The following is a 26,583-nucleotide window of genomic DNA, read 5'->3' on the forward strand; positions in this document are numbered from 1 at the left end:
GCGCCCTCACGATGATAGCGACAAATAAGGATGAACGGCGGATACAATGAGACCGACGGCAAAACACATAAAGACGATGCCACCAGTTTTATTCAGCTTAACGAAGGCATTTCCGGACGACATTTTCGTTTTTACGCTGTGTGCGAAAAGGCCGTAGAGTGAATGAATGACAACCACCAGAATACAGAAGGTTATCGACAGCACGCTGAACTGCGGAATAAAGGGCTGCTGCGGATGAATAAACTGGGGGAACAGCGCCATAAAAAACACAATGGGTTTGGGATTGAACAACGACACCAGTACTCCCTGACGAAACCGCTGACTGGCGGAAGGCATCGTTATATCGGAAGAAGAGAGAGGTTGATTCAGCGCGCGGGGCACCGAGCGAAAGAGCTTTACACCCAGATAGATCAAATAGGCCGCCCCAACCCCCTTGACTATCAACAACGTCAGTTGAGAGGTGGTAATAATCACGCCAACGCTGCTGGCAGCAATAATCGATATGACGCCCATCCCCACCGCCACCCCAATAATCCCCGCCATCGCATTACGCAGATTATAATTCAGCGTGTTGGTCAGCGTCAGGAGTACACCGGGGCCGGGACTGGCAATGGTCAGGCTGGCGATCAGTATATAAAGGTAGAGCTGCTGCATTGAAAAAGGATCCTGTACAGAACAGGGCGCGGCTCCGCCCCTGAAATGATTAACAACGTCGTATCTTCAGGACGTGCGCTTGCTCAGCGTCAACAGCACAACCGTACTTGATGTTTTATGTACACTACCGTAACAATTTTAAATTGTCATCAAATTTAAAATTAACCTTACAAATCATAATAATAAAAAAAAACATTTATTTCAACACTATTAACCCGCCATTTACCCCATAAAAAGTGACTAACCAGTCACCTCATCGCTCGTCGTCGAAACGCTAGCGATATTGCTCATACTCCACGGCTTCGCGAACCTGGACCAGCGCCGCGCGCAGGCTATCCAGGGGAACCGAACCCAGGGCGATGCGGAGCGCCTGCGGCACGTTCGCGGCAGCGCAAAATGGTTCGGCGGTCGACACGGAAATGTGGCGATCCATCAGCATTTTCACCAGCCGATCGGCCCGGCTCTCCTCGCCCAGAGGCAGCCAGAGGAAGTACGAACTCGGATGGCTCACAACGGGAAGCGCGCCGAGCGCCTCACGCGCGAGCGACTGCCGCAGCCGCGCATCCCGTCGCTTCTGCGCCGCAAAACGCGCAACCGTCCCATCGTCAATCCAGGCGCAGATCAGTGAACTCATCAACGAAGGCGTATTCCAGGTCGTCGCCCGTATAGCACGCTCAATCGCTTGCCGATAGTAGGGTGGACAAATTACCGCCCCCACGCGTAGCCCGGTGGCAACGTTTTTCGAAAAACCGGCGATATAAACCGTTCTTTCCGGCGCATAGCTGGCCAGCGGCGGCGGTGGATTGCCGACCAGCCAGGCGTATGCGGTATCTTCAATAATCAGCAGGTCATGCAGGCGCGCGAGGTCCGTCAGCGCCTGCCGCTGGCGAGAAGTGAGCACCCAGCCGAGCGGATTGTGCAGCGTCGGCATGGTATAAACCGCCCGTATCCGCCGCTGCCGGCACAGCTGGTGAAGCGCTTGCAGATCCGGCCCCTCTGCGCGACAGGGGATCGCCACCAGTTCCAGATGATAAAGCGCGGCCAGGGCCTTAAAGCCCGAATAGGTCAGCGCATCAACCGCCACCACATCGCCGGGGCGCAGAAGACCCATCACGGTCACCGCCAACCCGTGCTGGGCGCCGCTGACGATCAGCACGTTTTCCGCGTCAGGCGCAAAGCGGTTACCGGTCAAATAGCGGGCGATAGTTTCGCGTTCGGAAAGCCGTCCGGCATGAGGCTGGTAGCGCAGATGAGATTCAATATCCCCCGCCATCGCCAGCCGCCTGAGCGCCTCGCGCAGCGCATCCCCCTGCGCCGGCAGCGAAGGATAGTTGAAGTTGAGATCGACTACATCGCCCGCCACCGCCTGCTGATCGACGCCGTGCCCCGGCGGCAGCGAGATATCCCGTACGAAGGTGCCGCGCCCGGTTTCACCGCTGACCAGCCCCATTGCTTCCAGTTCACGATAAACGCGGGTGGCCGTGGCCAGCGAAATGCGTTCGTCGGCGGCAAGGGTACGATGGGTCGGCAGGCGGGTGCCGGCCGGCAGCTGTCCGCGATGAATCGCCTGCGCGTAGCTGTCGACAATGGTTTTGTATCGGGCTTTCATCGGTGAATGTATCTATGACAATAATTTGATTGTATTAGATTAAGGACACTACCATCGCTTCAGACATTGCTCAAGCGGGCACTGCACAGCCAATATTGCGAGGTTAGCGTGGTAGATTCAGCGGTTCATAACACGGCGCCGGGGCCATGGTCCGGATGGCTTAATGGTTTGCTGGGCGTCATCATTTTTAGCGGTTCGCTGCCCGCGACGCGTCTGGCGGTGCTGGAGATGGACCCTTTTCTGTTGACCTTTCTGCGCGCCTCCATCGCCGGGCTGCTGGCCATCGTGCTGGTTGTCGGCTTTCGCCAACAACGCCCGCGCGTGTCGCAGCTTATGCCGCTGGCGATTGTCTCGTCAGGGGTGGTGATCGGTTTTCCGCTGCTCACGGCGCTGGCGCTGCGGCACGTCACTTCAGCACATTCGATCGTTTTTATCGGGCTTATGCCGCTGACGACGGCCATTTTTGGCGTGCTGCGCGGCGGCGAGCGTCCGCGTCGCGCTTTCTGGATCTTTTCGGTTATTGGCAGCCTGCTGGTGGTGGGATTCGCTCTGACGCAAAACGCGGCGGCGTCGCTCAGCGGCGATCTGCTGATGCTGGCGGCAGTGATCGTCTGCGGCCTGGGCTATGCGGAGGGCGCGAAGCTGACCCGGGAGCTCGGCGGCTGGCAGGTGATTAGCTGGGCGCTGATTATCGCCTTGCCTTTTATGCTGGTTGCCTCGTGGATAACCCAGCCAGCATCATGGAGCGCCCTGTCGGTATCGACCTGGGCCGCGCTCGGCTACGTGTCGGTTTTTAGTATGCTTATTGGCTTTATCTTTTGGTATAAAGGGCTGGCCGCTGGCGGTATCGCCGCCGTCAGCCAGCTCCAGCTCTTACAGCCGTTCTTCGGGCTTGGCCTGGCGGCGGCGCTGCTGCACGAAACCGTCAGCCCAGTGATGCTGGCCGCGACGCTGGGCGTGATTCTGTGCGTTATCGGTTCGCGCAAATTTGGCCGCTAAAGTCGTTCCCGAAGGAGGGCGCTAATATTGCCCTTGTAGCCCGGACAGGCGCTTAAGCGCCGCCTCCGGGAAAGCGTGCAGGGGTTCCGTTCACTATTATTCCGCAGAAAATGTCTCACCGTGGTAGGTGAACGGGTAAAGGGGGCGAAAACCGTCTCCCCCTTTACAATCCCCGCGGTCCCGCAAAGAAATCGGTGCTGCGCACTGCGCTCACCTCCCGGACCTCAGCCTGCGGTCGGCTCAACTCGACATCCCTGTCTCGATTCGCCTCTGTCCGCCATCCCTGGCGGCCAGCCCTTGTCTTCGGACCTCCGGTTCGCCGATTTCAGCGGGGGCCAGGGCATCGCTGCATATCACGTTGTTTCAGAGATATATCCGCTGCTGCATGAAAATCTCCCGGAGGCGGCGCTGCGCGCCTGTCCGGGCTACCCAATCTGCCTCCCTCAGGCACCGGGCCCGGAAATCCCGGGTCGCGGCGTAAACGCCTTACCCGGGCTACCGCCCCGCAGACGGCTGGAAACTCGTAGCCCCGGTAAGCGCAGCGCGACCGGGGAGGACGGTAGTTTATACTACCCGCGCGTACTGGAGCATCACCTGCAGCAGCACGTTCGCGCCGGCCTCAACGTGCTCCGGCGACGCGTACTCGATTTCGTTGTGGCTGATCCCATCCTTGCAGGGGATAAAAATCATCCCGGTTGGCGCCAGGTAGCTCATATATACCGCGTCGTGTCCGGCGCCGGAGACAATCTCCCGCGCGGGATAGCCCAGACGCTGCGCGGCGTCGGCAATCGCCGCCTGACAATCCGGGTGGAACGGCGCGGCCGGATAGTGGCTCACCTCTTTCAGCGCTACCTTCAGGCCGCTCTCCCGTTCAACGTCGGCGATAAACGCCCGCAGCTGACGGTCCATCTCATCCACCAGCGCATCGCTGAGATTGCGCATATCAATCGAAAACGTCACCTCCCCCGGCACCACGTTACGGCTGTTTGGATAGACCTGCACCCTCCCTACCGTACCGCGCCCTTCCTCGCTGCGCCCGGCGATCGCCACAACCTCCTGCATAATACGCGTCGCCACCTGCAGCGCATCCTGTCGCAGGCGCATCGGCGTCGGTCCGGCATGGGATTCCTGGCCGGTCACCACGCAGTCATACCAGCGGATCCCCAGCACGCCCTGCACGATACCGATAATTTTCTCTTCATCCTCCAGAATCGGCCCCTGTTCAATATGCGCTTCGAAGTAGGCGCCAATCGGATGATCGCCCGGCGTCTGGCTGCCGATATAGCCGATGCGCGCCAGCTCCTCGCCCACGGTTTTACCGTCCGCATCCTGCGCGGCATAGATGGTTTCCAGCGGGAAAACCCCGGCAAATACCCCGGAACCCATCATCACCGGCACAAAGCGCGATCCCTCTTCGTTGGTCCAGAACACCACTTCAATCGGCGCTTCGGTTTCGATATCCCGATCGTTCAGGGTGCGCACTACCTCCAGCGCCGCCAGCACGCCATAGTTACCATCAAATTTGCCGCCGGTCGGCTGGGTATCAATATGGCTGCCGGAGACAATCGGCGGCAGCGCCGGATTACGCCCTTCGCGGCGCATAAAGACGTTGCCGATTTTGTCGACGGTGACGCACATCCCCGCCGCCTGCGCCCAGCTAATCACCAAATCCCGTCCCTGGCGATCAAGATCGGTCAGCGTCAGACGGCAGCAGCCGCCCTTCGGCGTGGCGCCGATTTCCGCCAGCGTCATCAACGAATTCCACAGGCGTTCGCCGTTAATCCGGCAGTCGGTGGTTTCGGTCATCGGGGTAAAAAGGACATCACTGCTCATTTCGGTCTCCTTGCATAAACGCGGCGGCCAGCTCAACCAGTAGACGATCGCTGCCGCGCGGCCCTAAAAATGAGATCCCCAGCGGCAGACCGCCCGTCTGGGCGACCGGCAGCGTCACCTGCGGACGTTGGGTCATCACGGAAATTAACAGCAGGTCGTGGGACAGGCGGCGGACCGCCTCTATCTCCTCGGCCTGCGCCGTCAGCAGCGGCGCGCCGTCAGGAACGGTCGGCATCACCAGTACCGCATCGCCCAGCTGCGCGTCCCACCAGGCGGCGAAACGCTCGCGCTGCTGACAGGCGGCGTCAAACTGCGCGCGGGTGACCGCTTTGCCCCAAAAAAAGCGCTCGCGGACGTCCGGCCCTAGCTGCAGGCCGTAGCGCTCAATGGTTTCGCCCTGCGCCTGCCACGCTTCATAGCCCTGTATCTGGCGAAAGGCGAGATAGATATCGTCCACGTCCGGCAGCGGCGCGGTGAGCGGGGTTACCGCGCCGAAAAAGCGCGCCAGCCGTTGGCGAACCGGCTGCAGCGCCTGCTGGCTGCGCAGCGGCAGGCGGGAAAACAGCCCATCATGACAGGCCAGCCGAACGCCGCTCAGATCCACGCGTTCATCGGCAAACAGACAGGCAGCGACGGCGGAAAAGACCTCCGGCGAGCGGGCAAAGAAACCGCAGGTATCCATGGTGGCGCACAGCGGCTGGCAGCCGTCGAGGGAAAGACGGCCGTGGGTCGGACGCAGGCCGAACAGTCCGCAGTAGCTCGCCGGCGTCCGAACCGAGCCGCCGGTATCGGTACCGAGGGCAAAGTCGCACACTTCGTTCGATACCGCCGACGCCGAACCGGACGAAGAGCCGCCGGGAATATGATTCGGCGCGGCGCCGTTGCGCGGGGTGCCGTAATGAACGTTGTGCCCGCTCATCGAATACGCCAGCTCGCTGGTATGGGTTTTGCCGATAAAGCGCGCGCCGTTATCTAACAACGTTTGCACCACCGGCGCGGTGCGGTTTTTAATCCCGGATAGCGCCAGCAGATGCGGATTGCCGCCGCCGGTCGGGTAGCCCGCCACGTCGAACAGATCTTTGACCGCAAAGGTTAACCCGCTCAGCGGCCCGCTGAGCGCATGCGCCACCGGATGCGGCGGATAGGGCATAAAGGCGCGAAGGTCATCCTGCATCGTGTTTTTCTCCTGGCTTCAGGCGTAAAGCGCCTGGTTTTCAACGGACGAGCTCAGCTCGCGCCAGCGATGGCAGCTCACCACGTGACGCGGCCCGGCCTGTTCGGTGGCCGGCTGGCTTTGCGTACAGGCGGGACGCGCGTGCGGACAGCGTTCGGCAAACGCGCAGCCCGGCGGCAGGCGCGAGAGATCCGGCGGTGAGCCGGGAATGCAGCGCAGCGCATCGCCCTTTTTCAGTCCCTCTTTCGGACGGCTGCCCAGCAGCACCTGGGTGTAAGGATGGCGCGGACGATACAGAATCTCCTCAATCGACGCCTCTTCGACGATGCGCCCGGCGTACATCACCGCCACCCGGTCGGCGATCTCCACCGCCGCGCCGATATCGTGGGTCACAAATATAATCGACAGATCGCGCTGCTTTTGCTGCTCGCGCAGCAGAATCAGGATCTGGATTTGCACCGTGGCATCAAGGGCGGTGGTCGGCTCATCCGCCAACAGCAGCTGCGGGTTACAGGAGAGCGCGAGGGCAATCATCGCCCGTTGGCGCATCCCGCCGGACATCTCGTGCGGGTATGCATCCAGCCGCCGCTCGGGGCTCGGAATACGCACCTGGCGCAGCGCCTCCAGCGCCCGCTCTCGCGCCGCCTGGCGCGACAGGCCTTCATGGCGACGCAACCCTTCGACGATCTGCTGACCCACGGTATAGACCGGGTCGAAGGCCAACAGCGGCTCCTGGAAAATCATCGCGCAGCGCGCGCCGCGGTAGCGCCGCAGCTGCCCGGCATTCATGGTCAGCACCTCGTCCTCACCGACCTTCAGGGTGCCGGAAAGCACGCTGCTTTTCGGCGGATGCAGCCGCATCAGGGCGCGCAGGGTCACGCTTTTCCCGGAGCCAGATTCGCCGATCAGCGCCATGACCTCGCCCTTTTGCACATCAAAGGAGACGCCGTTGACCGCGTTGACCGTCTGGCCGTCGCGGCGAAACTCAACCCGCAGGTCGCGGATATGGACGTAAGCTTCATGCGACATGGCTGACCTCCTGAATGGCGATATTTTGATGCCAGGGTGACGCGGGCTGCGCCATCAGGCAGGCGCTCTGATGCCCCTCGCCGACGCTTTGCAGCGTCGGCTTCACCTCGGCGCACACCGCTCTGGCGTGCGGGCAGCGGGTATGAAAGCGGCAGCCGGAAGGCGGCGAAATCGGGCTGGGCGGATCGCCGTTCAGCGCAGAGGTTAAGGTGCGATTATGCGGGTCCATCGACGGCATCGAGCTTAACAACGCCCGGGTATAGGGGTGAGCCGAGGCGGTAAACAGCTGCTCCGCCGGGCCAATCTCCACCACCTCGCCGAGATACATCACCAGAATGCGGTCCGACAGCCAGCGCACCACGTGCAGATCGTGGCTGATAAACACATAGGTCAGCGCCAGCGTCCGTTTCAGCTCCTGCAGCAGCTGCAGCACCTGGGCTTCCACCGATTTATCCAACGCCGAGACGGCCTCGTCGAGGATCACCAGTCGGGGCTTCATCGCCAGCGCGCGGGCGATATTCACGCGCTGGCGCTGGCCGCCGGAGAGCGCATGCGGATAACGGTGGGCAAAACGTTCCGGTTCGAGGCCGACGTGCGCCAGCAGATAGCGGGCGTATTCGCTGGCCTCTTTGGCGCTGACGCCGTGTACCCGCTGGCCGAAGGCAATGCTCTCTTCCATGGTCATACGCGGGTTGAGCGAGGCGTAGCTATCCTGGAAGACCATCTGCACCTGGCGGCGATACGCTTTCATCGGCAGGCGCGATGAGCCCACCTCCAGGCCATCGAAGATCAGCTCCCCGCTATCCTGTTTGAGCAGTTGCATCAGCAGCCGCGCGGTGGTGGATTTACCGCAGCCCGACTCCCCCACCACGCCGAGGGTTTCGCCTTTGATCACCGAAAAACTGATGTCGTCCACCGCCTGCACCACTTCGCGCGCTTTGCCGCCGCCAGCGGGAAAATGCTTCAGCAGGTTGTTGACCTTCAGCAACGGCTGCGCCGGTCCGCCGAGGTCGATATTGATAAAGGGTTGCATCGCTTACTCCTTAATCGCCATTGCCGCACGCAGGCGGTCCGCGAGGATATTGAACGAAATGGAGGTGATAAAAATCATCAGGCCGGGCAGCGCCGCCACCCACGGCTGGGTATAAATCGCCGTACGCAGGGTGTTCAGCATCAGCCCCCATTCCGGCTCCGGCGGGCGAACCCCAAGGCCGAGAAAAGAGAGCCCGGAGGCGAGGATCATGCACACCGAAATGAGTCCGGTGGAGAAGACGAAAATCGGCCCCAGCACGTTGCCCAGCACCTGCACGCGAATAATGGTGAACGCGCTGGCCCCGGTGGCCCGGGCGGCGTCGATGTAGTCCATATGCCGTACCTGTGCGGTGACGCTTTCGGCGATACGCGCCACCTGCGGCACGAACACCAGGGTCAGCGAGAGCAGCGCGTTACCGATGCCCGCCCCCAGCGCGCCGGAGAGCGCTATCGCCAGCAGCACCGAGGGAAAGGCGTAAAACACGTCCACGGTGCGCATAATCAGGGTATTGGTTCTCCCCCCCGCATAGCCGGCGATAATGCCGATCGCCCCACCGATAAAAAAGGCGAACACCACCGGGACAATCCCCATAAATAGCGATAGCCGGGTGCCAAGAATCAGCCTTGATAGCATGTCGCGCCCGAGCTCATCGGAGCCCAGCGGGAAGCCGTCGGTACCGATCGGCTTGAGGCGTAAAAACATCGACGTCTGATACGGGTCTTTGACGATAAGCCAGGGACCGAACAGCGCCAGCGTCAACAGCACGAGGATGATCGCGCCAACGAATACGCCCCCGGGGTCGCGCAGCAAGCGGCGAAACACGCCGCGCCAGTAGCCTTGTCTGGCCACCGTCGTGGCGGCGACGGCAATGCCTTTGGTCGTCACGGTATCCACCATCGTTAGCTCCTCTTAATTCGCGGGTCGAGACTGGTTTGCAGAATATCCACCAGCAGATTGAGCAGCACAAAGAACAGCGCCAGTACCCAGATGGTGCCCTGCAATAGCGGCAGGTCGCGCTGGAAAATGGCGGTGTTCAGCAGCAGACCGGTGCCGGGCCAGGAGAAAACGGTTTCCACCAGAATCGAGCCGCCCATCAGATAGCCAACCTGCAGTCCCATCACCGCCAGCGCGGTCGGCGCGGCGTTTTTCACCACGTGCAGAAAGATCCGCGATTCGTTGAGCCCCCGGGCGCGCAGGCCGACGATAAACTCCTGGCTGAGAATATCCGCCACCTGCGAGCGAACGGTGCGGGCGATGATGCCGGTCGGGATCACCGACAGCGTGAAGGCTGGCAGCAGCATAAACTGCAGGTGTTCCCAGTTCCACTGCCAGCCCACCTCGCCGATTGGCCCACCGCCGGTCGCCGGCAGCAGCGCGAATTTGACGCTAAAAACGATGACCAGCAGCATCCCCAGCCAGTAGTGCGGCACGCTGACGCCGAATACCGACAGCACCGAGGCCAGACGGTCAATAATGCTGTTACGAAAGTAACCGGCGACAAAACCAAACAGGCTGCCCAGCACAAATCCGATCGCCGTCGCCAGCAGCGCCAGACGCAGAGAGTAAGTGACCGCCGTCATCACCTCATCGATGACCGGACGCCCGGTAGCGACCGACATCCCCAAATCGCCGTGCAGCGCCCGCCATAGCCAGTGCACAAACTGCAGCGGCAGTGGTTTATCAAAGCCGTAGGCCTGCATTAAGGTCTGACGCAGCGATTCCGAGGCGTCCGGCGGCATCACCGATACCAGCGGGTCGCCCGGCGCTATCTGCACCAGCATAAAACAGATCACCGCCACCCCGAGCATGGTGGGGACGGCCAGCAGGATGCGATATAGCAGCGTATTGATCATCTCTTGCTCCCGTGTCGATTACTCTTTTTTGCTCACCAGACTAAGGTCGATAAACCAGCTTTGCGGCTGTACCACACCGGTGACGGCTGGCGATATCGCCCTTGGTCCGACATCGTGGGCGACGAACAGGAACGGCACCTGATCAACCAGCGCGGCGTGCAGTTCACCGGCGGCTTTATCCATTTCGGCCGGGGTAAACGCGTGCTTTACCGCCGCCGCTAGCTTTTCGGTTTCCGGGGTCGAGAAGTAGCCCCAGTTGGTCGCCACCGGCGGGAAGGCCTTCGCGGTAGAGAAACGGATCATGCCGAAATAGGGATCGTTAACCGCGGCGCTGACGTTGATCGCATCGATCCCTTTCGCGGAGGGATCTTTCGCCCCGAGGCGCCAGTTGGTAAACAGGGTGTTCCATTCGTTGACTTTAATATCGACATTAAAGAAGCAGCTTTTCAGGCTCTGCTGAATGTACTCGTTCATCGGCAGCGGCTGCATCTGCCCGGAGCCAGAGGCCGAGGTGGCGACCGTGACGTGCAGCGGTTTCCCGGCGCTATAGCCGGCTTCGGTCATCAGCTTGCGGGCGGTATCCGGGTCATATTTGATCTGGAAGGTGGGTTTACCGCGCCACGGACTGCCAGCCTCGTAGACGCCGGTCGCTTCGGTCATATAGCCGCCGAGATAGCTTTTAAGCTCCGCGCGGTTCAGGCACAGGTTGGCGGCTTTGCGCACGCGAATATCTTTCCACGGCGAGCCCTCTTCAAAGGAGAACTGCCACGGCCACAGGTGCGGCTGGGTGTTGGCGTAGATTTTAAAGCCCTGGGCTTTAATTTGATCAACCGCATCCGGGGCCGGGGCTTCGATCCAGTCCACCTGCTTCGAGAGCAGCGCCGCGGTGCGGGCGTTGGCTTCCGGCAGCGGGATCAGCACCACTTTATCCACCCGCGGAATACGATCTTTGTTCCAGTAGTCGGGATTTTTATCGAGGATCAGCTGCTGGCGGGGAACCAGTTTTTCCATTTTGAACGGACCGCTGCCCACCGCGTGGGCGGCGAATTCGGTCCACGCCTGCTTACTGCGCGCGGCGGTATCGCCGGTGCCGGACGGCACCGCGTCGTACAGCTTCTGCCACGCGGTCGGCGAAACGATAAACAGGTTGGTGAGGTTATACGGCAGCAGCGCGTCCGGTTCGGAGGTGGTCAGCGCCACGGTATGGTCGTCAATCTTTTCCGCGCCGGTGAGGGTCGGCATGCGCGACAGCGTGTTGCCGATCTGGCCGGGCGCGTACTGCGGCGCGGCTTTATTCAGCACCTTATCCACGTTCCAGACGATGGCATCGGCGTTGACCGCAGAACCATCGTGAAATTTAACCCCCGGACGCAGGGTGAAAATCCAGCGGCTTTGATTTTGCGGGTCAACGTGCCACTCGGTCGCCAGCCCCGGCACCAGGCCGCTGGGTTTCTCTCCCTGCGACAAATCCCATTCAACTAAGGCATCGTAAAGCGGAATGCCGGTAAAGCGGTTGCCCTCAAAACCCTGATCGGGTTGTCCGAGGGTTAACGGGATATCGGCGGCGGTCATGGCGATCCGCAGGGTTGAAGCCTGAGTCGGCACAGAGGCAAACAGCGCCAATGCCCCGCTAACAGCAACGGCGAGATGGCGTTTACGCGAAAGTAATTTTGTCTTCAGCATCACATTGTCCCTGTTAAATAAAAGTCGCTATTTAACAGGCAAGATACATACCAGTTCTGAATGCGCGGAAAATAAGTGTGAAATGGCTTATAAAATAAGAATGACTTATAACATCCATATGATTTTACTCGAAAAAATATAATCACCTTATCTTTTTGCACCACCGGCGGGAATTCTGTTGCAGGATTGCACCAGCCTTACTTTCTTTTTAAAGGGATAATCACGTGGCGTTATTTTCTATAAATTAAATTCATAATGTCCGACAAATCATCAGTTTGAGACGTTGTCTTCTATACTTTCTGATAAAGAGAAAGAGGGAGTCGCCATGCCGTTACCTGATTTTCACCGCTCCGAGCCATTTACCCTCGGTATCGAGCTGGAGCTCCAGGTCGTCAACCCGCCGGGTTTCGATCTGAGCCAGGACTCTTCCGCGCTGATTGACGAGGTGCAGGGCACGCTGAAAGCGGGCGAGGCCAAGCATGACATTACCGAAAGCATGCTGGAGATCGCCACCGGCGTCTGCCGCGATATCCACCAGGCGACGGCGCAACTGAGCGCGGTTCAGCAGGCGGTGCTTCGTGCCGCCGCCCGCCATCATGTGAAAATCTGCGGCGGTGGAACGCATCCGTTTCAAAGCTGGCAGCGCCAGCAGATCAGCGATAGCCCGCGCTACCGGAAAACCGTCGAGCACTTTGGTTATCTGGCGAAGCAGGCGACGATCTTCGGCCAGCACGTGCACGTGGGGTGTCAAAACGGCGATGATGCCATCTATCTTCTGCACGGCCTGTCGCGCTTCGTACCGCATTTTATCGCGCTGAACGCGGCATCGCCTTGGCTCGACGGGACCGATAGCGGCTTTGCCTGCTCGCGGCTTAATCTTTTCGCCGCCTATCCTGATAACGGCCCGATGCCGTGGGTCAATAACTGGCAGGCTTTTACCGGTCTGTTTCGCCGTCTTAGCTATACCAGCATGATCGATAGCATGAAGGATCTGCACTGGGATATTCGCCCCAGCCCGCGCTTTGGCACCGTCGAAGTCCGGGTGATGGATACGCCGCTGACGATTAGCCAGGCGGTGAATATCGCCGGTTTTATCCAGATCATCGCCTGCTGGCTGCTGACGGAGCGGCCGTTTAAGCATCTGCCCGAGGATTATTTGCTCTACCCCTTCAACCGCTATCAGGCCTGCCGCTATGGGCTCGACGGGATCAATACCGATGTGAACAGCGGCGAACAGCGAACATTGCGCGAAGAGATTTTACAGCTGGCGGATAAGCTGGCGCCCAGCGCCCATAAGCTCAACGCCGGCAGCGCGCTGGAGGCGATGGTGCGCCAGGCGAAGCAGAATCGCAGCGAGCCGCAGCAGATGCGCGAGTTTGTCGCCAATGGCGGTTCGTTGATCGGGCTGGTACAAAAGCACTGCGAAATCTGGACGGCGTAGCGGCGATAAAACGCTATACTGCACGCTCTCTTTGGTTGTCTGGAACCCCGCCGTGCGCTTGTCATCGCTTCTGCCGCTGTTGCTGTTATCTCTGCCCGCCTTTGCCAGCGGGAAGTGCTCGCTGACCGACCCGTCCCTGACGCTGCAAAGCTATACCGTTGATCCGCATCGCGAACGTATCGTGATGTACTGGCAGAATGAGGACGGTGAAGCCTGGGGATCGCTGCGCTCGCTGCTGGGGGATATCAACCGCGACGGGCAGGTACAGATGGCGATGAACGGCGGAATTTATGATAAAGCTTACGCGCCGCTGGGGCTGTATATCGAGAATGGCAGGCAGCTGACCCCACTTAACCGCGCCTCCGGCGGTGGCAACTTTTTTATTCGTCCCGGCGGGGTCTTTTATCTGCGCGGGCAAAACGCGGGGATTGTCAGCATCAATAAATTCAGGCCATCGCCGGCTATCCGCTACGCCGTGCAGTCCGGGCCAATGCTGATTGAAAACGGCAAGATCAACTGGCGGCTGAAGCCGTCCGCCAGCTCGCGCAAGCTGCGTAACGGCGTGGGCATCACCGGCGATGGCAAGGTGGTCTTTATGCTCAGCGCGCGCGAAACCAATTTCTACGATTTCGCCTGCTATGCGCAGTCGAAGCTCAACGTGCGCCAGATGCTCTATCTCGACGGCACCATTTCGAAGATGTACCAGAAAGGCGGCAGCGTGCCGTGGCAGTACCATCCGTTCGTCACCATGATCGCGGTAGAGAGCAGGTAATCGGCAAAACATCGTCTCCGGGGGTGTTTCGCAACCCGGCAATATTCTGCAGCCGATTTCCCCGGTGGCGCTGCGCTTACCGGGGCTACGGGTTTCCAGCCGTCTGCGGAAGAGTAGCCCGGACAGGCGCAACGCGCCGCCTCCGGGAGATTTTCATGCCGCTGCGGATATGTCTCTGAAACAACGTGATATGCAGCGATGCCCTGGTGCCCGCTGAAATCGGCGAACCGGAGGCCTGAAGACAAGGGCTGGCCGCCAGGGATGGCGGACAGAGGCGAATCGAGACAGGGATGTCGAGTTGAGCCGACCGCAGGCTGAGGTCCGGGAGGTGAGCGCAGTGCGTAGCACCGATTTCTTTGCGGGACCGCGGGGATTGTAAAGGGGGAGACGGTTTTCTCCCCCTTTACCCGTTCACGTACCACGGTGAGACATTTTCTGCGGAATAATAGTGAACGGAACCCCTACCACACCGTCCCGGAGGCGGCGCTACCGCGCCTGTCCGGGCTACCAAACCCGCAGCACATCTCCAGACACCAAACCCCAGTCCACCTACATCCGGCGGTGGGCCCACTCGCGCAGGCGCTGAAACAGCACGTACAGCGAAGGAATAAACAAAATGCCGATTACCGTCGCCACCAGCATGCCGCTGAACACCGTGGTGCCGATAATTCGCCGACTCTGCGCTCCGGCGCCGGTAGCGAGCATCATCGGCACAATGCCAATAATAAAAGAGACCGCCGTCATCATTACCGCGCGGAAGCGGCGGGTCGCCCCTTCGCGGGCGGCGTCGACGATCGACACCCCCTCTTCGCGCTTCGCCCTGGCAAACTCGACGATCAAAATCGCGTTTTTCGCCGCCAGCGCGATCAGCAGCACCAGGCCTATCTGCACGTACACATCGTTGGCATACCCGGCCCACCAGAGCCACAGCAGCGACCCGCCGATGGCGAACAGCACCGACAGCATCACGCTCGCCGGCAGCGTCCAGCTCTCATATTGGGCGACGAGGAACAGCCACGCCATCGCTACCGCCGCCAGCACAATCCACACCGCCTGGTTACCGGTCTGCTGCTCCTGCCAGGAAATGCCGCTCCAGGCGTAATCATAACCGTGCGGCAGATTCGCTTGTAAAATCTGCTCCATCACCGCCATTGCCGTCCGGCTGCTGACGCCTTCGGCCGCCGACCCGCTCACCGATACCGACGGGAACTGGTTATACTGCTGAATAAACGGCGCGCCCACCGTCGGCGTAATCGTCACCAGATTACTCAGGCGAACCCGCTCGCCGCTGTCGCTGCGCACGTACAGCTCGCTTATCTGCTCTGCTCGCTCGCGCCACTGCATCTCGTTTTGCATCACCACGTGGTAGACACGATTGTTGATGCTGAAATCGCCGGCGCGGGTGCCGCCAAACGCGGTTTGCAGGCTGCTGAAAATCCTCGCCACCGGTACGTTCAGCCGGGCCGCCTGGTCGCGATCGACCGTGAGCGTCAGCTGCGGCACGTTGCTGCTCCAGGTGGTAAATACCCGGCTCAGCTGCGGGTACTGGTTAGCCGTCCGCAGCACCTGATGCGTCACCTGCTCCAGCTCCGCCGGCGATTGTCCGGCCTGGGCCAGAATGCGTAAATTAAACCCGGAGGCGTTGCCCAGCCCCGGCAGCGTCGGCGGCGCAAAAGTCATGATTGTCGCCTCCGGTAACCCCATCAGCTGGCCCTGCACTTTTTCCATCACCGCCTCCAGCGGCGGCCGCTGGTGCCAGTCCTTCAGCATCACCGAGATAAATCCGCCGTTTGAAGCGCTGGTACCGTTGAGAATATTAAAACCGGACACCTGAATCACATCCTCAACCGCCGGATTCAGTTTCAGCAGCTCGCGCGCCTGGGCCATCACCGCTTCGGTACGCTCCAGCGAGGCGGCTTCGGGCAGCTGTACGCTGGCAAAGAAATAACCCTGATCTTCCTGCGGCAGAAACCCCTTCGGCATGGTGGTAAAGCTAAACACCACCACCCCGGCCGCCGCCGCTGTCGCCGCCAGCGCCAGCCAGGGGCGACGATTCATCCTCCCGACCAGACGCCCGTAACCATCGCGCACCCTATCCAGACCGCGGTTAAAACCGCGCCAGATGGCGGCTGGCTGCTGCGGCCGCGGACGCAGCAGCAGCGCGCACAGCGCGGGCGTCAGGGTCAGCGCTACCACGCTCGACAAGGTCACTGCCGTCGATAGGGTCACCGCGAACTGGCGATACAGCTCGCCGACGATCCCCGGCAGCATCGCTACCGGCACAAACACCGCCAGCAGCACCAGGGTGGTGGCGATCACCGGCCCGGCGATTTGCCGCAGCGCCTCGGCGGTTGCCGCGCCGCGCGCCAGTCCCTCCGCCATTTTGGTTTCCACGCTCTCTACCACCACGATGGCGTCATCCACCACCATCGTCAGGGCGAGAATGATTGCGAACAGGCTCAGGGTATTGGCGCTGTAGCCCAGCCCATAGAGCACGGCGAAGGTGCCGATAAGCGATACCGGGATCGCCAGAGCGACTATCAGCGTCGCCCGCCAGCTCTGCAGAAACAGCGAGACCACCACCACCACCGCCAACAGGGTCAGCGCCAGCGACACGCCGATCTCTTTGATCGTCGCCGCAACAAAGCGGGTGGTATCAAACTTCACTTCCCAGGTGAGATCCGCCGGGAAACGCGCGTGCAGCCGGGTCAGCTCAGCGCGTACCGCGCTGGCGACCTGCAGAGCGTTCGCGGTGGGCGTCGGGTAGATGCCGAGATAGGCGGAATCTTTGCCGTTGAGCTGCGCGCCGGAGCTGTAGCTGCGCGCGCCCAGCTCGATGGTCGCCACGTCGGACAGGCGCACCAGCTGGCCGCGGTCGCCGCTGCGAACCACAATCTGCCCGAAGCCGGCGGCGTCGCTCAGTCGCCCGATACCGTTGATGGTCAGCGTCTGCTGCTGGCCGTTAAATACCGGCGGCGTCCCCACCTGCCCCGCCGCGCCCTGCACGTTCTGCTCGCGTAGCGCCTGGGCAACATCGTCGGTTGTGATATTCAGCGCGTTCATGCGGTCGGGGCGCAGCCAGATGCGCATACTGTAGTCGCGCGCGCCGAACATCTGCACTTCCCCGACGCCAGGTAGACGCGCCAGCGCCTCGCGCACCTGAGTGCTGGCGTAGTTGCTGACAAACAACGGCGACAGCGTGCCGAGCGGCGAATAGAGACTCACCCCCATCAGCAGGTTCGTTGCCCGCTTGCGCACCTGCACGCCGTTCTGCTGCACGTCGGCAGGCAGCTGCGCCACCGCCTGCGACACGCGGTTCTGCACGTCGATCGCGGCTAAATCGGCATCGGTACCGGCGGCAAAGGTCAGGCTCAGACTGTAGGTCCCCTCATCGGAGCTGGTGGACTCCATGTACAGCATATGGTCGACGCCGTTGAGCTGGGTCTCCAGCGGCGCGGCAATGGCTTCCGCCACGTCCGCCGCGCTGGCGCCCGGCCAGCTGGCGCTGACGTTGATGACCGGCGGCGTAATCTGCGGATACTGCTCGACCGGGATCAGCTTCAGCGAGACCGCGCCGACAAAGGTCATCAGCAGTGCAATCACCATCGCAAAGCGCGGACGACGGATAAAAAATGTGAGCATCGCCTCTCCCTTATTCACTCAGCAGCTGAACGGCCGCGCCGTCACGCAGGCGCTGGGCGCCTTCCGTCACTACGCGCTCCCCCGCTTTCAGGCCATCGGCCACCACGAAGCTCTGGCCATGCTGACCGGCGGGGGTCAAGCGGCGCATCGTCACGGTGTTGTCCGCCGTCAGTACCCAGCTGTAAAAGCCCTGCGCATCTTGCCGTAGCGCAGAAGCAGGGATCATCGGGCTCTCCTGAAGCTGCCGCGGGCGGAAGAAAATGGTGACGTTGCCGCCGGGCAGCAGGCGGTGCTGCGGGTTAGCGAATTCAGCGCGCAGCGCCACGCTGGCGGTGCGGCTATCAATACGGTTATCGACGGAGGTCAGAACGCCGTCTTCACGCCGTCCATCGACATCCACCTGCGCCAGCCACGCTTCCTTCAGCGCGGCAATATTCGTGTGCTGCCCCGCTTTGGCGAAAAAGGCGGTTTCATCCAGCGAAAACACCACCCGAATAGGATCGAGCTGGACCACATCGGCCAGTACCCCGCTGGCAGGGTTCACCAGGCTACCGACGTGAAAAGGACTATGGCCGACGCGCCCGGTGACCGGCGAGGTAATGCGGGTGTAGCCGAGCGTAATCTGCTGGGCGGCAATGCGCGCCCGGGCCTGCTCCACGGCGGCGGCGGCGACATCGCGCTGCATCTGCGCGGTATCAAGGTCATTGCGGCCAATCGCGTGGTTATTGATCAACTGCCGGTAGCGGCTCAGCAGCTGCTGGGCCTGGCGTAGCGACGCCTGGGCGCTCTTCAGTTCAGCCTGGGCCAGCGCCAGTGCGGCTTTCGGCTGGGCGTCATCCAGCGTAAACAGCGGATCGCCCTGGTTGACGTACTGCCCATCCTGGAAGTGGCGCTGCACAATCTTTCCTTCGGTGCGGGCGCGAATATCGACGGAGTGAATGGCCTCAACGCGGCCGGAGATTTGCCGTTCGCCGGCGTGCGGCGCGTGTTCCACGGTGACGACGCGGACCGGAACGGCCGGCGCGGCGGCGGCGGCGAGCGCGTAGCCTGCCAGGCCGCAGGCCAGCAGGGCGGAGCGGATGATCTTGTTCATGGGGAATTCCTTACGACGATGCGGCGTCCCTTCCCCGCAGGAGAAGGGACGCCGGGCGAGTCAGTCACGCTACGCGGTTTTACGGAAACGACGGGTCAGGCGCTTCTCAACTTCCACCACCAGGAACATCGCGATACCGATGACCAGCGTAATGAACCAGTAGCGCAGCGGCAGCCCTTCGGTGCCAAACATCGTCTGCATCACCGGTACGTAGATGATGGCCAGCTGCATCAGCAGCAGCACGCCGCTCACCAGCCAGATGCCTTTGTTGCGCAGGAGCCCCATGTTGAGCGAGAAGCTGTCGCTGCTGCGGCAGTTAATCATGTACACCCACTGTGCGGTAACCAGCATCTGCAGCAGGACTGTACGAATAAACTCCGGGCTGTGGCCGCGCGGTGCCAGCCAGGCTTCAAGAATAAAGGCAGCCACGGCAATCATCGTGCCGACGAAGGCGACGCGCCAGACGGCGAAGGCGTCCATAACGTGCTGGCCGGTTTTACGCGGCGGGCGGTTCATGGCGTTGCGCTCGGCGGCTTCAAACGCGAGGCCGAAGGAGAGCGTGGCGGAGGTGGCCATGTTCATCCACAGAATCAGCACCGGCGTCAGCGGAATGATATTCCCCGCCAGCAGGGCGATAATAATCAGCAGCCCCTGCGCCAGGTTGGTCGGCATGATGAACAGAATGGTCTTCTTCAGGTTGTCGTAGACCCGACGCCCCTCTTTGATCGAACTGGCGATGGTGGCAAAGTTGTCGTCGGTGAGGACCATGTCGGCGGCCTCTTTGGTCACCTCGGTGCCTTTAATCCCCATGGCGATCCCGACGTCGGCCTGGCGCAGAGCCGGGGCGTCGTTGACGCCGTCACCGGTCATGCCAACCACTTCACCGTTATCCTGCAGCGCTTTCACCAGGCGCAGCTTGTGCTCAGGGCTGGTACGGGCAAAGATATCGTACTCAACGGCGGCTTTCGCCAGCTCGGCGTCGTCCATGTGCTCCAGCTGATAGCCGGTCATCGCCTGGCGGCTGTTGGTGATCCCCAGCATCTGGCCAATGCTCATCGCCGTCTGCGGGTGGTCGCCGGTAATCATCTTCACGCGGATCCCCGCGTTCTGGCAGGCGTGGATAGCGTCAATCGCTTCCGGACGCGGCGGGTCCATCATTCCGGCAATGCCGAGGAACACCAGACCTTCGCGCAGATCGTCGTGGGTCAGCGTGGTGCTGCCGACGTTCGCCGGTTTGTAGGCGGCGGCGACCATACGCAGGCCCTGACGGGCAAAGCGCGCCATCTCCTCTTCCCAGTACTGCGGCTCGAACGGCACCGCCCCCTGCTTGCTCAACTGCTGGCGGCACAGGGCAAAAATCACGTCCGGCGCGCCGGTAATCAGCACCTGCTCGACGTCGCCCATTTTCTGGTGGGTCGCCATGTACTTATACTGCGAGTCGAACGGTATCTTCGCCACCAGGCGGGCATCGACGGGCGCAAGCTGCGCTTTCGCCGCCAGCACCTTCAGCGCGCCTTCGGTCGGCCCGCCGGTAATGCCCCACAGGCCGCGCTCGTCCTGAATCATCTGGCTGTCGTTACACAGGTCGATGGTGCGCAAATAGGTTTCCAGCACGCTGCCCGCTTTAATCTGCACCGGCTCGTTACTGCCTTCCAGGCAGATGTTACCCTGAGGCTCGTAGCTGTCGCCCTCGACGCGGTAGCAGCAGTCGGCGGTGATGATCGCTTTGACGGTCATCTCGTTCATCGTCAGGGTGCCGGTTTTATCCGAGCACACCACGGTCATGGCGCCCAGGGTTTCCACCGTCGGCAGCTTGCGGATAATCGCCCGCTGACGCGCCATCGCCTGTACACCCAGAGAGAGAATAATCGAGATAATCGCCGGTAAGCCTTCCGGCACGGCGGCCACCGCCAGGCTAATCAGGGAGAGCAGCAGCTCGCCGAGAGGAATGTCGCGCAGCGCGAGGCTGAAGACGAACAGCGCGGCCATCATCGCCAGGATGATAACGAAAATCGCTTTACCGAGCTTATCCATCTGCACCAGCAGCGGCGTGCGGTGCTTCTCAATGCCCGCCATCATCTGGTTGATGTGGCCGAGCTCGGTCTCCTGACCGGTTGCGGTCACCACGCCAACGCCGCCGCCGGCGCTGATGGTTGTGCCGGAGAAGAGCATATTGGTGCGGTCGCCCAGCGGCAGTTCGCCTTCCAGCGCGTCGGTGGTTTTATCCACCACCGTCGACTCGCCGGTCAGAATCGCCTCTTCGACCCGCAGATTATGGCTCTCAATCAGGCGCATATCGGCAGGCACGCGGTCACCTGCGCGCAGTATCACGATATCGCCCGGCACCAGGTCGCGGGTCGGGATGGTTTCATGCTTGCCGCCGCGCTGCACGCGCGCGTCGCTGGAGAGCATATTGCGGATGCCCTGCAGCGATTTTTCGGCGTTGCTCTCCTGGATATGGCCAATCAGAGCGTTGATCACCGTGACGCCAAGGATGACGAGCGTATCGACCCAGTGGCCCATGACCGCGGTGAGCGCGGCAGCGGCCAGCAGGACAAAAATCAGGACGTCGTTAAAGTGGGCAAGAAAGCGCAGCCAGTCCGGCTTGCCTTTTTTCTCCGGCAAGGCGTTGGGGCCGAAGGTCTTCAAACGCTCGGCGGCCTCGGCGGAACTGAGGCCGTTGGCATGGCTTTTATTCTGCGCCAGCACCGCATCAACCGTCTGCTGATATGCGCGGCGTGGCGCAGCATCCCCTGATGGGGTGGTATTATTAGTTTTGATCGTTTTGGTCAAAATATATCTCCCTTAAAATTCCGTGAGGCGGAAAGCCTGGAATCATTCCGGGCCAATGAGAAAAATTTTAAACAGCGGAGATAATTTAAGCTTGCGCAATATTTAATCTCTCGCAAATACAAAATTTGTGGTAAGTTAATTCTATAAATCAACTATTGCAGAATATTAATAAACCAAAACTAAACGAGGTCTACTATGTTTGGAATCTACCGCGGACGCCGTCTGGTACTGTACATCCTGCTGGCTATTATCATCGCTACTTTGGTGGGATATAGCACCTATACTTTTGTAAAAGCGCTGGCATAATAATGACGTTAATTTACATTGCAATGTAATTAACTTAATCACAAATATTACCAAAATAATTAACAAGGGAATAATTGAGGACGTTTAAATATAATATCCAATGCGTATTATGATTACGTACGAAACAATATTGCATTAATTCTCTTTTTACCGGACAATATGTTTTTAACTGATGATTAACAAATAATGAAACATCCGCTAGAAACGCTCCTCAGTGCCGCCGGCATTCTGCTGCTGGCTTTGCTCTCCTGCCTGCTGTTGCCGGCGCCCTCTCTGGGCCTGACGCTGGCGCAAAAGCTAGTTGCGACATTCCATCTGATGGATCTCAACCAGCTTTATACCCTGATCTTTTGCCTGTGGTTTTTAGCGCTGGGCGTGGTTGAATATCTGCTGCTGCGCTGGGTCTGGCGTCGCTGGTTTTCCCTTGAACGCTAAGCCAGCCAGGTCGCGCATGCCGCTGACCAGCGCTTCGCACCACGCGGCGTAATCGTGGCCGCTGGATGAGGGATGGAAGCTCACCGTATACCCCTTCTCTTTTAGCACCCGCTCAAATTCAAGCGTATTGGCATAAATGCCGCCGTCCGGCCCGCTGGTTTCGAATTTCCCCGCCTGCAGCCAGAAGCGCACCGGATAGCGCGGCGACTGCTGGTACTGGCGGGTCAGCCAGCTGGCCTCCTCCCCTTGCGGTGCCCACCAGTATGACCCGGACAGGCTTAATACGTTGCCAAACTGTCGCGGATAGCGCAGCGCTACCCAGGATGCGGCTAGCCCGCCGTAGCTGGAGCCGGCGACCACGGTTTTTTGCCGGCTCAGGCTGAGTCCCTGACGACGCAGCCACGGCAGCAGCTCATGGGCCATAAAATCGGCAAAGTGCGGATTTGGCGGCAGCTCCTTCGCCCGTCGCGAATGATCGAGACTATCGATAAACACCACGTTGATCGGCGGTAGCCGATGGCTGGCGATCAGGGCATCCAGCACGTTGGCGAGGCGGTACTCGTGCTGGTAAGTTTTGCCGTCAAAGAGCAGTAGGGTCCAGCGCGCGGGCTGCGGCAACCGCGGGCGATAAATCAGCACTTCCCGCGTATTTTGCAGAAAGTCGCTGCGCAGCTGATGGCGGGTTAAGACTCCGTAGCGTAGCGGCTGCGCCATACGCTGGGCGGTGCAAAAACGCGCGGCGTTGAGGGCCAGCAGAGAGTGGCGATTCCAGCGGTCGTGGGCGGCATTGATACTGTTCGGGTTGAGAGGGTCAGCCTGGGCGCTGACCAGAATTGCCCGCCGCTGTTCCCGCGGGCTGCCGTTTACCTGCGGCACGTCCGGGGCCAGCTTATACTGCATGAGGGTATCGGCGGGCACCACGTAGCTACGAAACCAGACGTCAGAATCCCCGAGGCGAAACAGCGGATCGTGATCCCCCGCCGGCGAACCCAGAATAAACACGTTGCGGCTCGCCCCGCGCCACAGGAAAGTTACCCGCTTATGGCCGGCGTCCACCGGTTCCACCATTGGCGTCCCTTCCCGCTCGCGCTCCTGCCAGAAATGCGTCGTTGAACCTCCCGCCGCCAGTTCACGCTTTAGCCGCTGCAGGCGCGGGCTGACTGGATCCAGCGGCTGAATTTTGGCCAGCGCGGTGGTTTCCCGCATCTGCCACTGAAAGCGCCAGCGCGCCCCCTCTTCGCCGTGCAGCACCAGCGAGGAGGCGCGGTTTACCGGCAGAGAAAATAGCAGGGTTTGCTCGCCGTCCGCCGGACCGCCCGCCAGCAGCGTGCGCAGACGGCGGTTATTGTTATCCAGCAGTCGGGCATCGGTGACGCCGGAGAGGGTCGCCGCGACGTAGTTCTCGCCCAATGTCGGCAGGTCAAAACAGACCTCGCCGCTGCCGTCGAATTTCCCCTGTAGTTCACCCTGTAACGAGGGAGATTCGCAGTTCATTGCCGCCGCCGGTAGGGCACTCATGCCAATCAGCAGGCCGCTCCACGCCGTCTTCATTAGCCGATAGTTCCTTGTAAGAATTTGTTAATAACGCTAATGCAAACAATAACTATTTGCAATAACATTAACGCCATTAATGTTAGCCGCCGGTCGATTCCCCTCGACGCGGGCGTTTTTTGATGGCGATTCAACCAAGGATAAAAAATAAACATGTTTAAATATAATAAGATAAAAGCTTTCTGGGCCGCGGGCGTGGCGGCATCTCTGTTTGGCGGGCCGGCGCTGGCGGCGGAGGAAACGATCGTCGTCACCGCCGCCAGCGGCGAGGATCCCACCGCGCCGCTGAAGGGAATAGTGGCAACAAAAACGCTGTCGGCAACAAAGACCGCCGCGGAAATCGTCAAAACGCCGCAGTCGGTATCGGTGGTCACCCGCGATCAAATGCGGGCGTTGGACGTTACCTCGGTTTCACAGGCGCTGCGCTATAGCGCGGGCGTTTTTACCGAATACCGCGGTTCATCTAACCGCAACGACGAGGTATTCGTACGCGGTTTCAGCTACGTGCCCAAATTCCTCGATGGCCTGAGCTATGGTGCCACCGCCTCGTCGCAAACCGGCACTTTCGATCCGTGGCTGCTGGAGCGCGTCGAACTGGTGCGCGGCCCGGCCTCGGTGCTGTTTGGGCAGGTCAACCCCGGCGGGCTGATTAGCATGACCAGCAAACGCCCGACCAGCCAGCCGATTCATGAGGTGCAGTTCCGTACCGGTAATAACCATCTCGCCGAAGGCGCTTTCGACATTGGCGGTCCGCTGAGCGATGACGGCCACCTGCTCTATCGCCTGAACGGGATCGCCCGCACCCAGAATAACCAGATCGATGACTATAAAGAGACGCGGATGGCTATCGCTCCCGCCCTCACCTGGTATCCTAATGACGCCACGCGCTTTACCCTGTTAACCAGCTATCAGAAAGATCCGGATGCCGGCTACCGTAACTTCCTGCCGCGTTACGGTACCGTGGAAAGCGTCGACGGCAGCTATATTCCGCACGATTTTAACGTCAGCGATCCCAACTACAACCAGTCGTGGCGTGAACAAACGATGATTGGCTATGAATTTGAGCACCAGCTCAACGATACCTTGACTCTGCGCCAGAACGCCCGTTACGCCACCATTAAACAGAAGTATCGCTACCTGGTTTATTCCACCAGCGCCGCCAACAGCTCGGTACTCTCCCGCCGCGCCCAGCATGAACAGCGCCAGACCGATGAGTTTGGCATCGATAACCAGCTTGAAGCGCAGTTCGCCAGCGGTCAGGTGGCGCATACGGTGATTGGCGGTGTGGATTACAAAACCAGTAAGGATAAGCAGTATCTTGGTCGGGCCGGCGGCTCGCAGTACGATATCGACTGGCGCAGCCCGACCTACGGGGTTAACGTCGATGAAAGTGCCTTCAGTCCCGCCACTAATGAACAGCAAAATCTCGACCAGGCTGGGGTGTATGTTCAGGATCAGCTGAGCTGGCGAAACTGGGAACTGTTAGTTTCCGGGCGCTACGACTGGGCGGAAGTACGCACCACCGATTTTACCGACGCCAGCAGCACCCAGCAGAATGATAATAAGTTCACCTGGCGCACCGGCCTGCTGTACGCCTTTGATTCCGGTCTTTCCCCCTATATCAGCTACAGCACCTCCTTCGAACCTAACCTGCAAACCAACCGCGCGCCGGGCGTCGGACCGTTCGATCCCAGCGAAGGCAAACAGGTTGAGGTGGGTCTGAAATACCAGCCTAACCCAAACGCGTTAATGACCCTCGCGCTGTACGATTTGACGCAAAGCAACGTCGCGACCTACAACAGCGCGGCCGGGTGGTTTGAGAACAGCGGTAAAGTGCGCTCAAAAGGCGTTGAAGCCGAAGCGCACGCGACGGTCTTCGATAACCTCAATCTGATCGCGTCTTACACCTACACCGACGCGGAAACCGTCAATACCACTGTCGTCGGTACCGAAGGGAAAACGCCGGCACGCATTCCGACCCATATGGCTTCGGCGTTCACCAGCTATACCCTGCCGGACGGCGCGTTAAAAAGCCTGACCGCGGGCGTTGGCGTACGCTATATCGGCACCAGCTACGGCGATGCGAAAAACACGTTTAAGGTACCAGCAGTGGATCTGTACGACGCCATGGTCAGCTATGAGTTAGGCGAGCTGAATTCAAGCCTGAAAGGGGCGAAAGTACAGTTCAACGTCAACAATCTCGCCAATACCAAATACGTGGCCTCCTGCGCCAGCGATAGCGCCTGCTTCTACGGCATTGGCCGGACGGTGACGGCGACAGTAAACTACGCCTGGTAAGAAAAACGTCCGCCGGTCTTCCCCCGGCGGACGTTTTCAGTGCGCGCGGCTGTGATTTTCTTTACGGTAGGCGCCCGGCGGCAGGTTAAACGTGCGGGTGAAGATGCGGGTAAAGGTTTGCTGCGAGTCAAAACCGTATTTCAGGCAAATATCGTAAACCCGCTGATCGGTATCGCGCAGATCGCGCGCCGCCAGCAGCAGCTTACGCTCGCGGATATAGCGCCCCAGACTCTCCCCTTTATACTGTAAAAACAGTCGTTGCAAATGCCACTTCGAATAACCGGCGTGGCGCGCAATATCGTCAATACGTAGCGGCTGATGCAAATTATCATCAATCCACTCGACGATTGTATCAATGACCTGAGCGGAAATAGTCATATGTCCT

19 protein-coding genes are annotated in these 26,583 nt (G+C 60.2%); 5 read left to right on the plus strand and 14 right to left on the minus strand.

All coding sequences use genetic code 11. From position 1 onward, the window contains the following. Positions 1–6: 6 nt before the first annotated feature. A complete protein-coding gene (locus EGY08_RS07460) occupies positions 7–654 on the minus strand; it encodes a LysE family translocator (RefSeq protein ID WP_123828356.1) in 648 nt (215 codons plus the stop codon). A gap of 274 nt (positions 655–928) precedes the next feature. After that, a complete protein-coding gene (locus EGY08_RS07465; protein WP_049113176.1) occupies positions 929–2,263 on the minus strand; it encodes a PLP-dependent aminotransferase family protein in 1,335 nt (444 codons plus the stop codon). Positions 2,264–2,371: 108 nt separating this feature from the next. On the opposite strand from EGY08_RS07465, the gene EGY08_RS07470 reads away from it, so the two are divergent. Further along, positions 2,372–3,262, plus strand: a complete 891-nt coding sequence (locus EGY08_RS07470) for a DMT family transporter (RefSeq protein ID WP_123828357.1) — start codon at positions 2,372–2,374, stop codon at positions 3,260–3,262. A gap of 564 nt (positions 3,263–3,826) precedes the next feature. Here the strand turns inward: EGY08_RS07470 and EGY08_RS07475 are convergent. Genes EGY08_RS07475 through EGY08_RS07505 form a run of 7 tightly spaced genes read right to left on the minus strand, consistent with a single transcriptional unit; the run spans position 3,827 to position 11,867 of the window. Then, positions 3,827–5,095, minus strand: a complete 1,269-nt coding sequence (locus tag EGY08_RS07475; protein ID WP_004130250.1) for a Zn-dependent hydrolase — start codon at positions 5,093–5,095, stop codon at positions 3,827–3,829. Further along, a complete protein-coding gene (locus EGY08_RS07480) occupies positions 5,085–6,269 on the minus strand; it encodes an amidase (protein WP_123828358.1) in 1,185 nt (394 codons plus the stop codon). The genes EGY08_RS07475 and EGY08_RS07480 overlap by 11 nt, the downstream gene beginning before the upstream one ends. Before the next feature lie 18 nt (positions 6,270–6,287). Then, positions 6,288–7,298: an ABC transporter ATP-binding protein gene (locus EGY08_RS07485; protein ID WP_049114182.1), complete on the minus strand. Its 1,011-nt coding sequence runs from the start codon at positions 7,296–7,298 to the stop codon at positions 6,288–6,290. Further along, a complete protein-coding gene (locus tag EGY08_RS07490) occupies positions 7,288–8,331 on the minus strand; it encodes an ABC transporter ATP-binding protein (protein ID WP_004130245.1) in 1,044 nt (347 codons plus the stop codon). The genes EGY08_RS07485 and EGY08_RS07490 overlap by 11 nt, the downstream gene beginning before the upstream one ends. 3 nt (positions 8,332–8,334) lie before the next feature. Next, positions 8,335–9,228 (minus strand): ABC transporter permease, encoded by an 894-nt coding sequence (locus tag EGY08_RS07495; protein ID WP_004130242.1) that lies wholly within the window; start codon positions 9,226–9,228, stop codon positions 8,335–8,337. Positions 9,229–9,230: 2 nt separating this feature from the next. Beyond that, entirely contained in the window at positions 9,231–10,184 is a 954-nt protein-coding gene (locus tag EGY08_RS07500) for an ABC transporter permease (RefSeq protein WP_049114184.1), read from the minus strand. Between the two features lie 18 nt (positions 10,185–10,202). Then, positions 10,203–11,867: an ABC transporter substrate-binding protein gene (locus EGY08_RS07505; protein WP_004130238.1), complete on the minus strand. Its 1,665-nt coding sequence runs from the start codon at positions 11,865–11,867 to the stop codon at positions 10,203–10,205. Between the two features lie 325 nt (positions 11,868–12,192). Between EGY08_RS07505 and EGY08_RS07510 the strand changes: the two genes are divergently transcribed. Further along, positions 12,193–13,308, plus strand: a complete 1,116-nt coding sequence (locus EGY08_RS07510; RefSeq protein WP_004130236.1) for a YbdK family carboxylate-amine ligase — start codon at positions 12,193–12,195, stop codon at positions 13,306–13,308. A 52-nt stretch (positions 13,309–13,360) separates the two neighbouring features. Further along, complete coding sequence (locus EGY08_RS07515) at positions 13,361–14,080, plus strand: phosphodiester glycosidase family protein (RefSeq protein WP_123828359.1); 720 nt, start codon at positions 13,361–13,363, stop codon at positions 14,078–14,080. Positions 14,081–14,629: 549 nt separating this feature from the next. Here EGY08_RS07515 and EGY08_RS07520 read toward each other — a convergent pair. The 3 genes from EGY08_RS07520 to EGY08_RS07530 all read right to left on the minus strand — a co-directional run bounded on the left by EGY08_RS07520 (position 14,630) and on the right by EGY08_RS07530 (position 21,608). Beyond that, on the minus strand, positions 14,630–17,722 hold the full coding sequence (locus EGY08_RS07520; protein WP_004130232.1) for an efflux RND transporter permease subunit: 3,093 nt from the start codon (positions 17,720–17,722) through the stop codon (positions 14,630–14,632). A gap of 10 nt (positions 17,723–17,732) precedes the next feature. Continuing rightward, entirely contained in the window at positions 17,733–18,815 is a 1,083-nt protein-coding gene (locus EGY08_RS07525) for an efflux RND transporter periplasmic adaptor subunit (RefSeq protein WP_087828698.1), read from the minus strand. 69 nt (positions 18,816–18,884) lie between these two features. Beyond that, on the minus strand, positions 18,885–21,608 hold the full coding sequence (locus EGY08_RS07530) for a cation-transporting P-type ATPase (RefSeq protein WP_177447607.1): 2,724 nt from the start codon (positions 21,606–21,608) through the stop codon (positions 18,885–18,887). Positions 21,609–22,100: 492 nt separating this feature from the next. Between EGY08_RS07530 and EGY08_RS07535 the strand changes: the two genes are divergently transcribed. Further along, positions 22,101–22,349, plus strand: coding sequence for a DUF1158 domain-containing protein (locus EGY08_RS07535; protein WP_004130226.1), 249 nt, complete (start codon positions 22,101–22,103; stop codon positions 22,347–22,349). Here EGY08_RS07535 and EGY08_RS07540 read toward each other — a convergent pair. Then, positions 22,278–23,900, minus strand: a complete 1,623-nt coding sequence (locus EGY08_RS07540) for an alpha/beta hydrolase-fold protein (RefSeq protein WP_123828360.1) — start codon at positions 23,898–23,900, stop codon at positions 22,278–22,280. The two genes, EGY08_RS07535 and EGY08_RS07540, sit on opposite strands and share 72 nt — an antisense overlap. A 153-nt stretch (positions 23,901–24,053) precedes the next feature. On the opposite strand from EGY08_RS07540, the gene EGY08_RS07545 reads away from it, so the two are divergent. Then, a complete protein-coding gene (locus EGY08_RS07545) occupies positions 24,054–26,198 on the plus strand; it encodes a TonB-dependent siderophore receptor (protein ID WP_123828361.1) in 2,145 nt (714 codons plus the stop codon). A 36-nt stretch (positions 26,199–26,234) separates the two neighbouring features. Here EGY08_RS07545 and EGY08_RS07550 read toward each other — a convergent pair whose 3' ends face one another. Next, a complete protein-coding gene (locus EGY08_RS07550; RefSeq protein ID WP_004130221.1) occupies positions 26,235–26,576 on the minus strand; it encodes a RamA family antibiotic efflux transcriptional regulator in 342 nt (113 codons plus the stop codon). Positions 26,577–26,583: the final 7 nt, after the last annotated feature.

This window comes from Klebsiella sp. FDAARGOS_511 (assembly GCF_003812845.1).
In the GTDB taxonomy this organism is placed as follows: Bacteria; Pseudomonadota; Gammaproteobacteria; order Enterobacterales; family Enterobacteriaceae; genus Klebsiella; species Klebsiella grimontii.

What these genes read in the sequence shown, in the direction of transcription:
- EGY08_RS07525 (WP_087828698.1), bottom strand. Translation starts at nt 18,815, where the DNA reads ATGAACAAGATCATCCGCTCCGCCCTGCTGGCCTGCGGCCTGGCAGGC.
- EGY08_RS07535 (WP_004130226.1), top strand. Translation starts at nt 22,101, where the DNA reads ATGAAACATCCGCTAGAAACGCTCCTCAGTGCCGCCGGCATTCTGCTG.
- EGY08_RS07490 (WP_004130245.1), bottom strand. Translation starts at nt 8,331, where the DNA reads ATGCAACCCTTTATCAATATCGACCTCGGCGGACCGGCGCAGCCGTTG.
- EGY08_RS07485 (WP_049114182.1), bottom strand. Translation starts at nt 7,298, where the DNA reads ATGTCGCATGAAGCTTACGTCCATATCCGCGACCTGCGGGTTGAGTTT.
- EGY08_RS07540 (WP_123828360.1), bottom strand. Translation starts at nt 23,900, where the DNA reads ATGAAGACGGCGTGGAGCGGCCTGCTGATTGGCATGAGTGCCCTACCG.
- EGY08_RS07465 (WP_049113176.1), bottom strand. Translation starts at nt 2,263, where the DNA reads ATGAAAGCCCGATACAAAACCATTGTCGACAGCTACGCGCAGGCGATT.
- EGY08_RS07475 (WP_004130250.1), bottom strand. Translation starts at nt 5,095, where the DNA reads ATGAGCAGTGATGTCCTTTTTACCCCGATGACCGAAACCACCGACTGC.
- EGY08_RS07500 (WP_049114184.1), bottom strand. Translation starts at nt 10,184, where the DNA reads ATGATCAATACGCTGCTATATCGCATCCTGCTGGCCGTCCCCACCATG.
- EGY08_RS07550 (WP_004130221.1), bottom strand. Translation starts at nt 26,576, where the DNA reads ATGACTATTTCCGCTCAGGTCATTGATACAATCGTCGAGTGGATTGAT.
- EGY08_RS07505 (WP_004130238.1), bottom strand. Translation starts at nt 11,867, where the DNA reads ATGCTGAAGACAAAATTACTTTCGCGTAAACGCCATCTCGCCGTTGCT.
- EGY08_RS07495 (WP_004130242.1), bottom strand. Translation starts at nt 9,228, where the DNA reads ATGGTGGATACCGTGACGACCAAAGGCATTGCCGTCGCCGCCACGACG.
- EGY08_RS07460 (WP_123828356.1), bottom strand. Translation starts at nt 654, where the DNA reads ATGCAGCAGCTCTACCTTTATATACTGATCGCCAGCCTGACCATTGCC.
- EGY08_RS07510 (WP_004130236.1), top strand. Translation starts at nt 12,193, where the DNA reads ATGCCGTTACCTGATTTTCACCGCTCCGAGCCATTTACCCTCGGTATC.
- EGY08_RS07520 (WP_004130232.1), bottom strand. Translation starts at nt 17,722, where the DNA reads ATGCTCACATTTTTTATCCGTCGTCCGCGCTTTGCGATGGTGATTGCA.
- EGY08_RS07545 (WP_123828361.1), top strand. Translation starts at nt 24,054, where the DNA reads ATGTTTAAATATAATAAGATAAAAGCTTTCTGGGCCGCGGGCGTGGCG.
- EGY08_RS07480 (WP_123828358.1), bottom strand. Translation starts at nt 6,269, where the DNA reads ATGCAGGATGACCTTCGCGCCTTTATGCCCTATCCGCCGCATCCGGTG.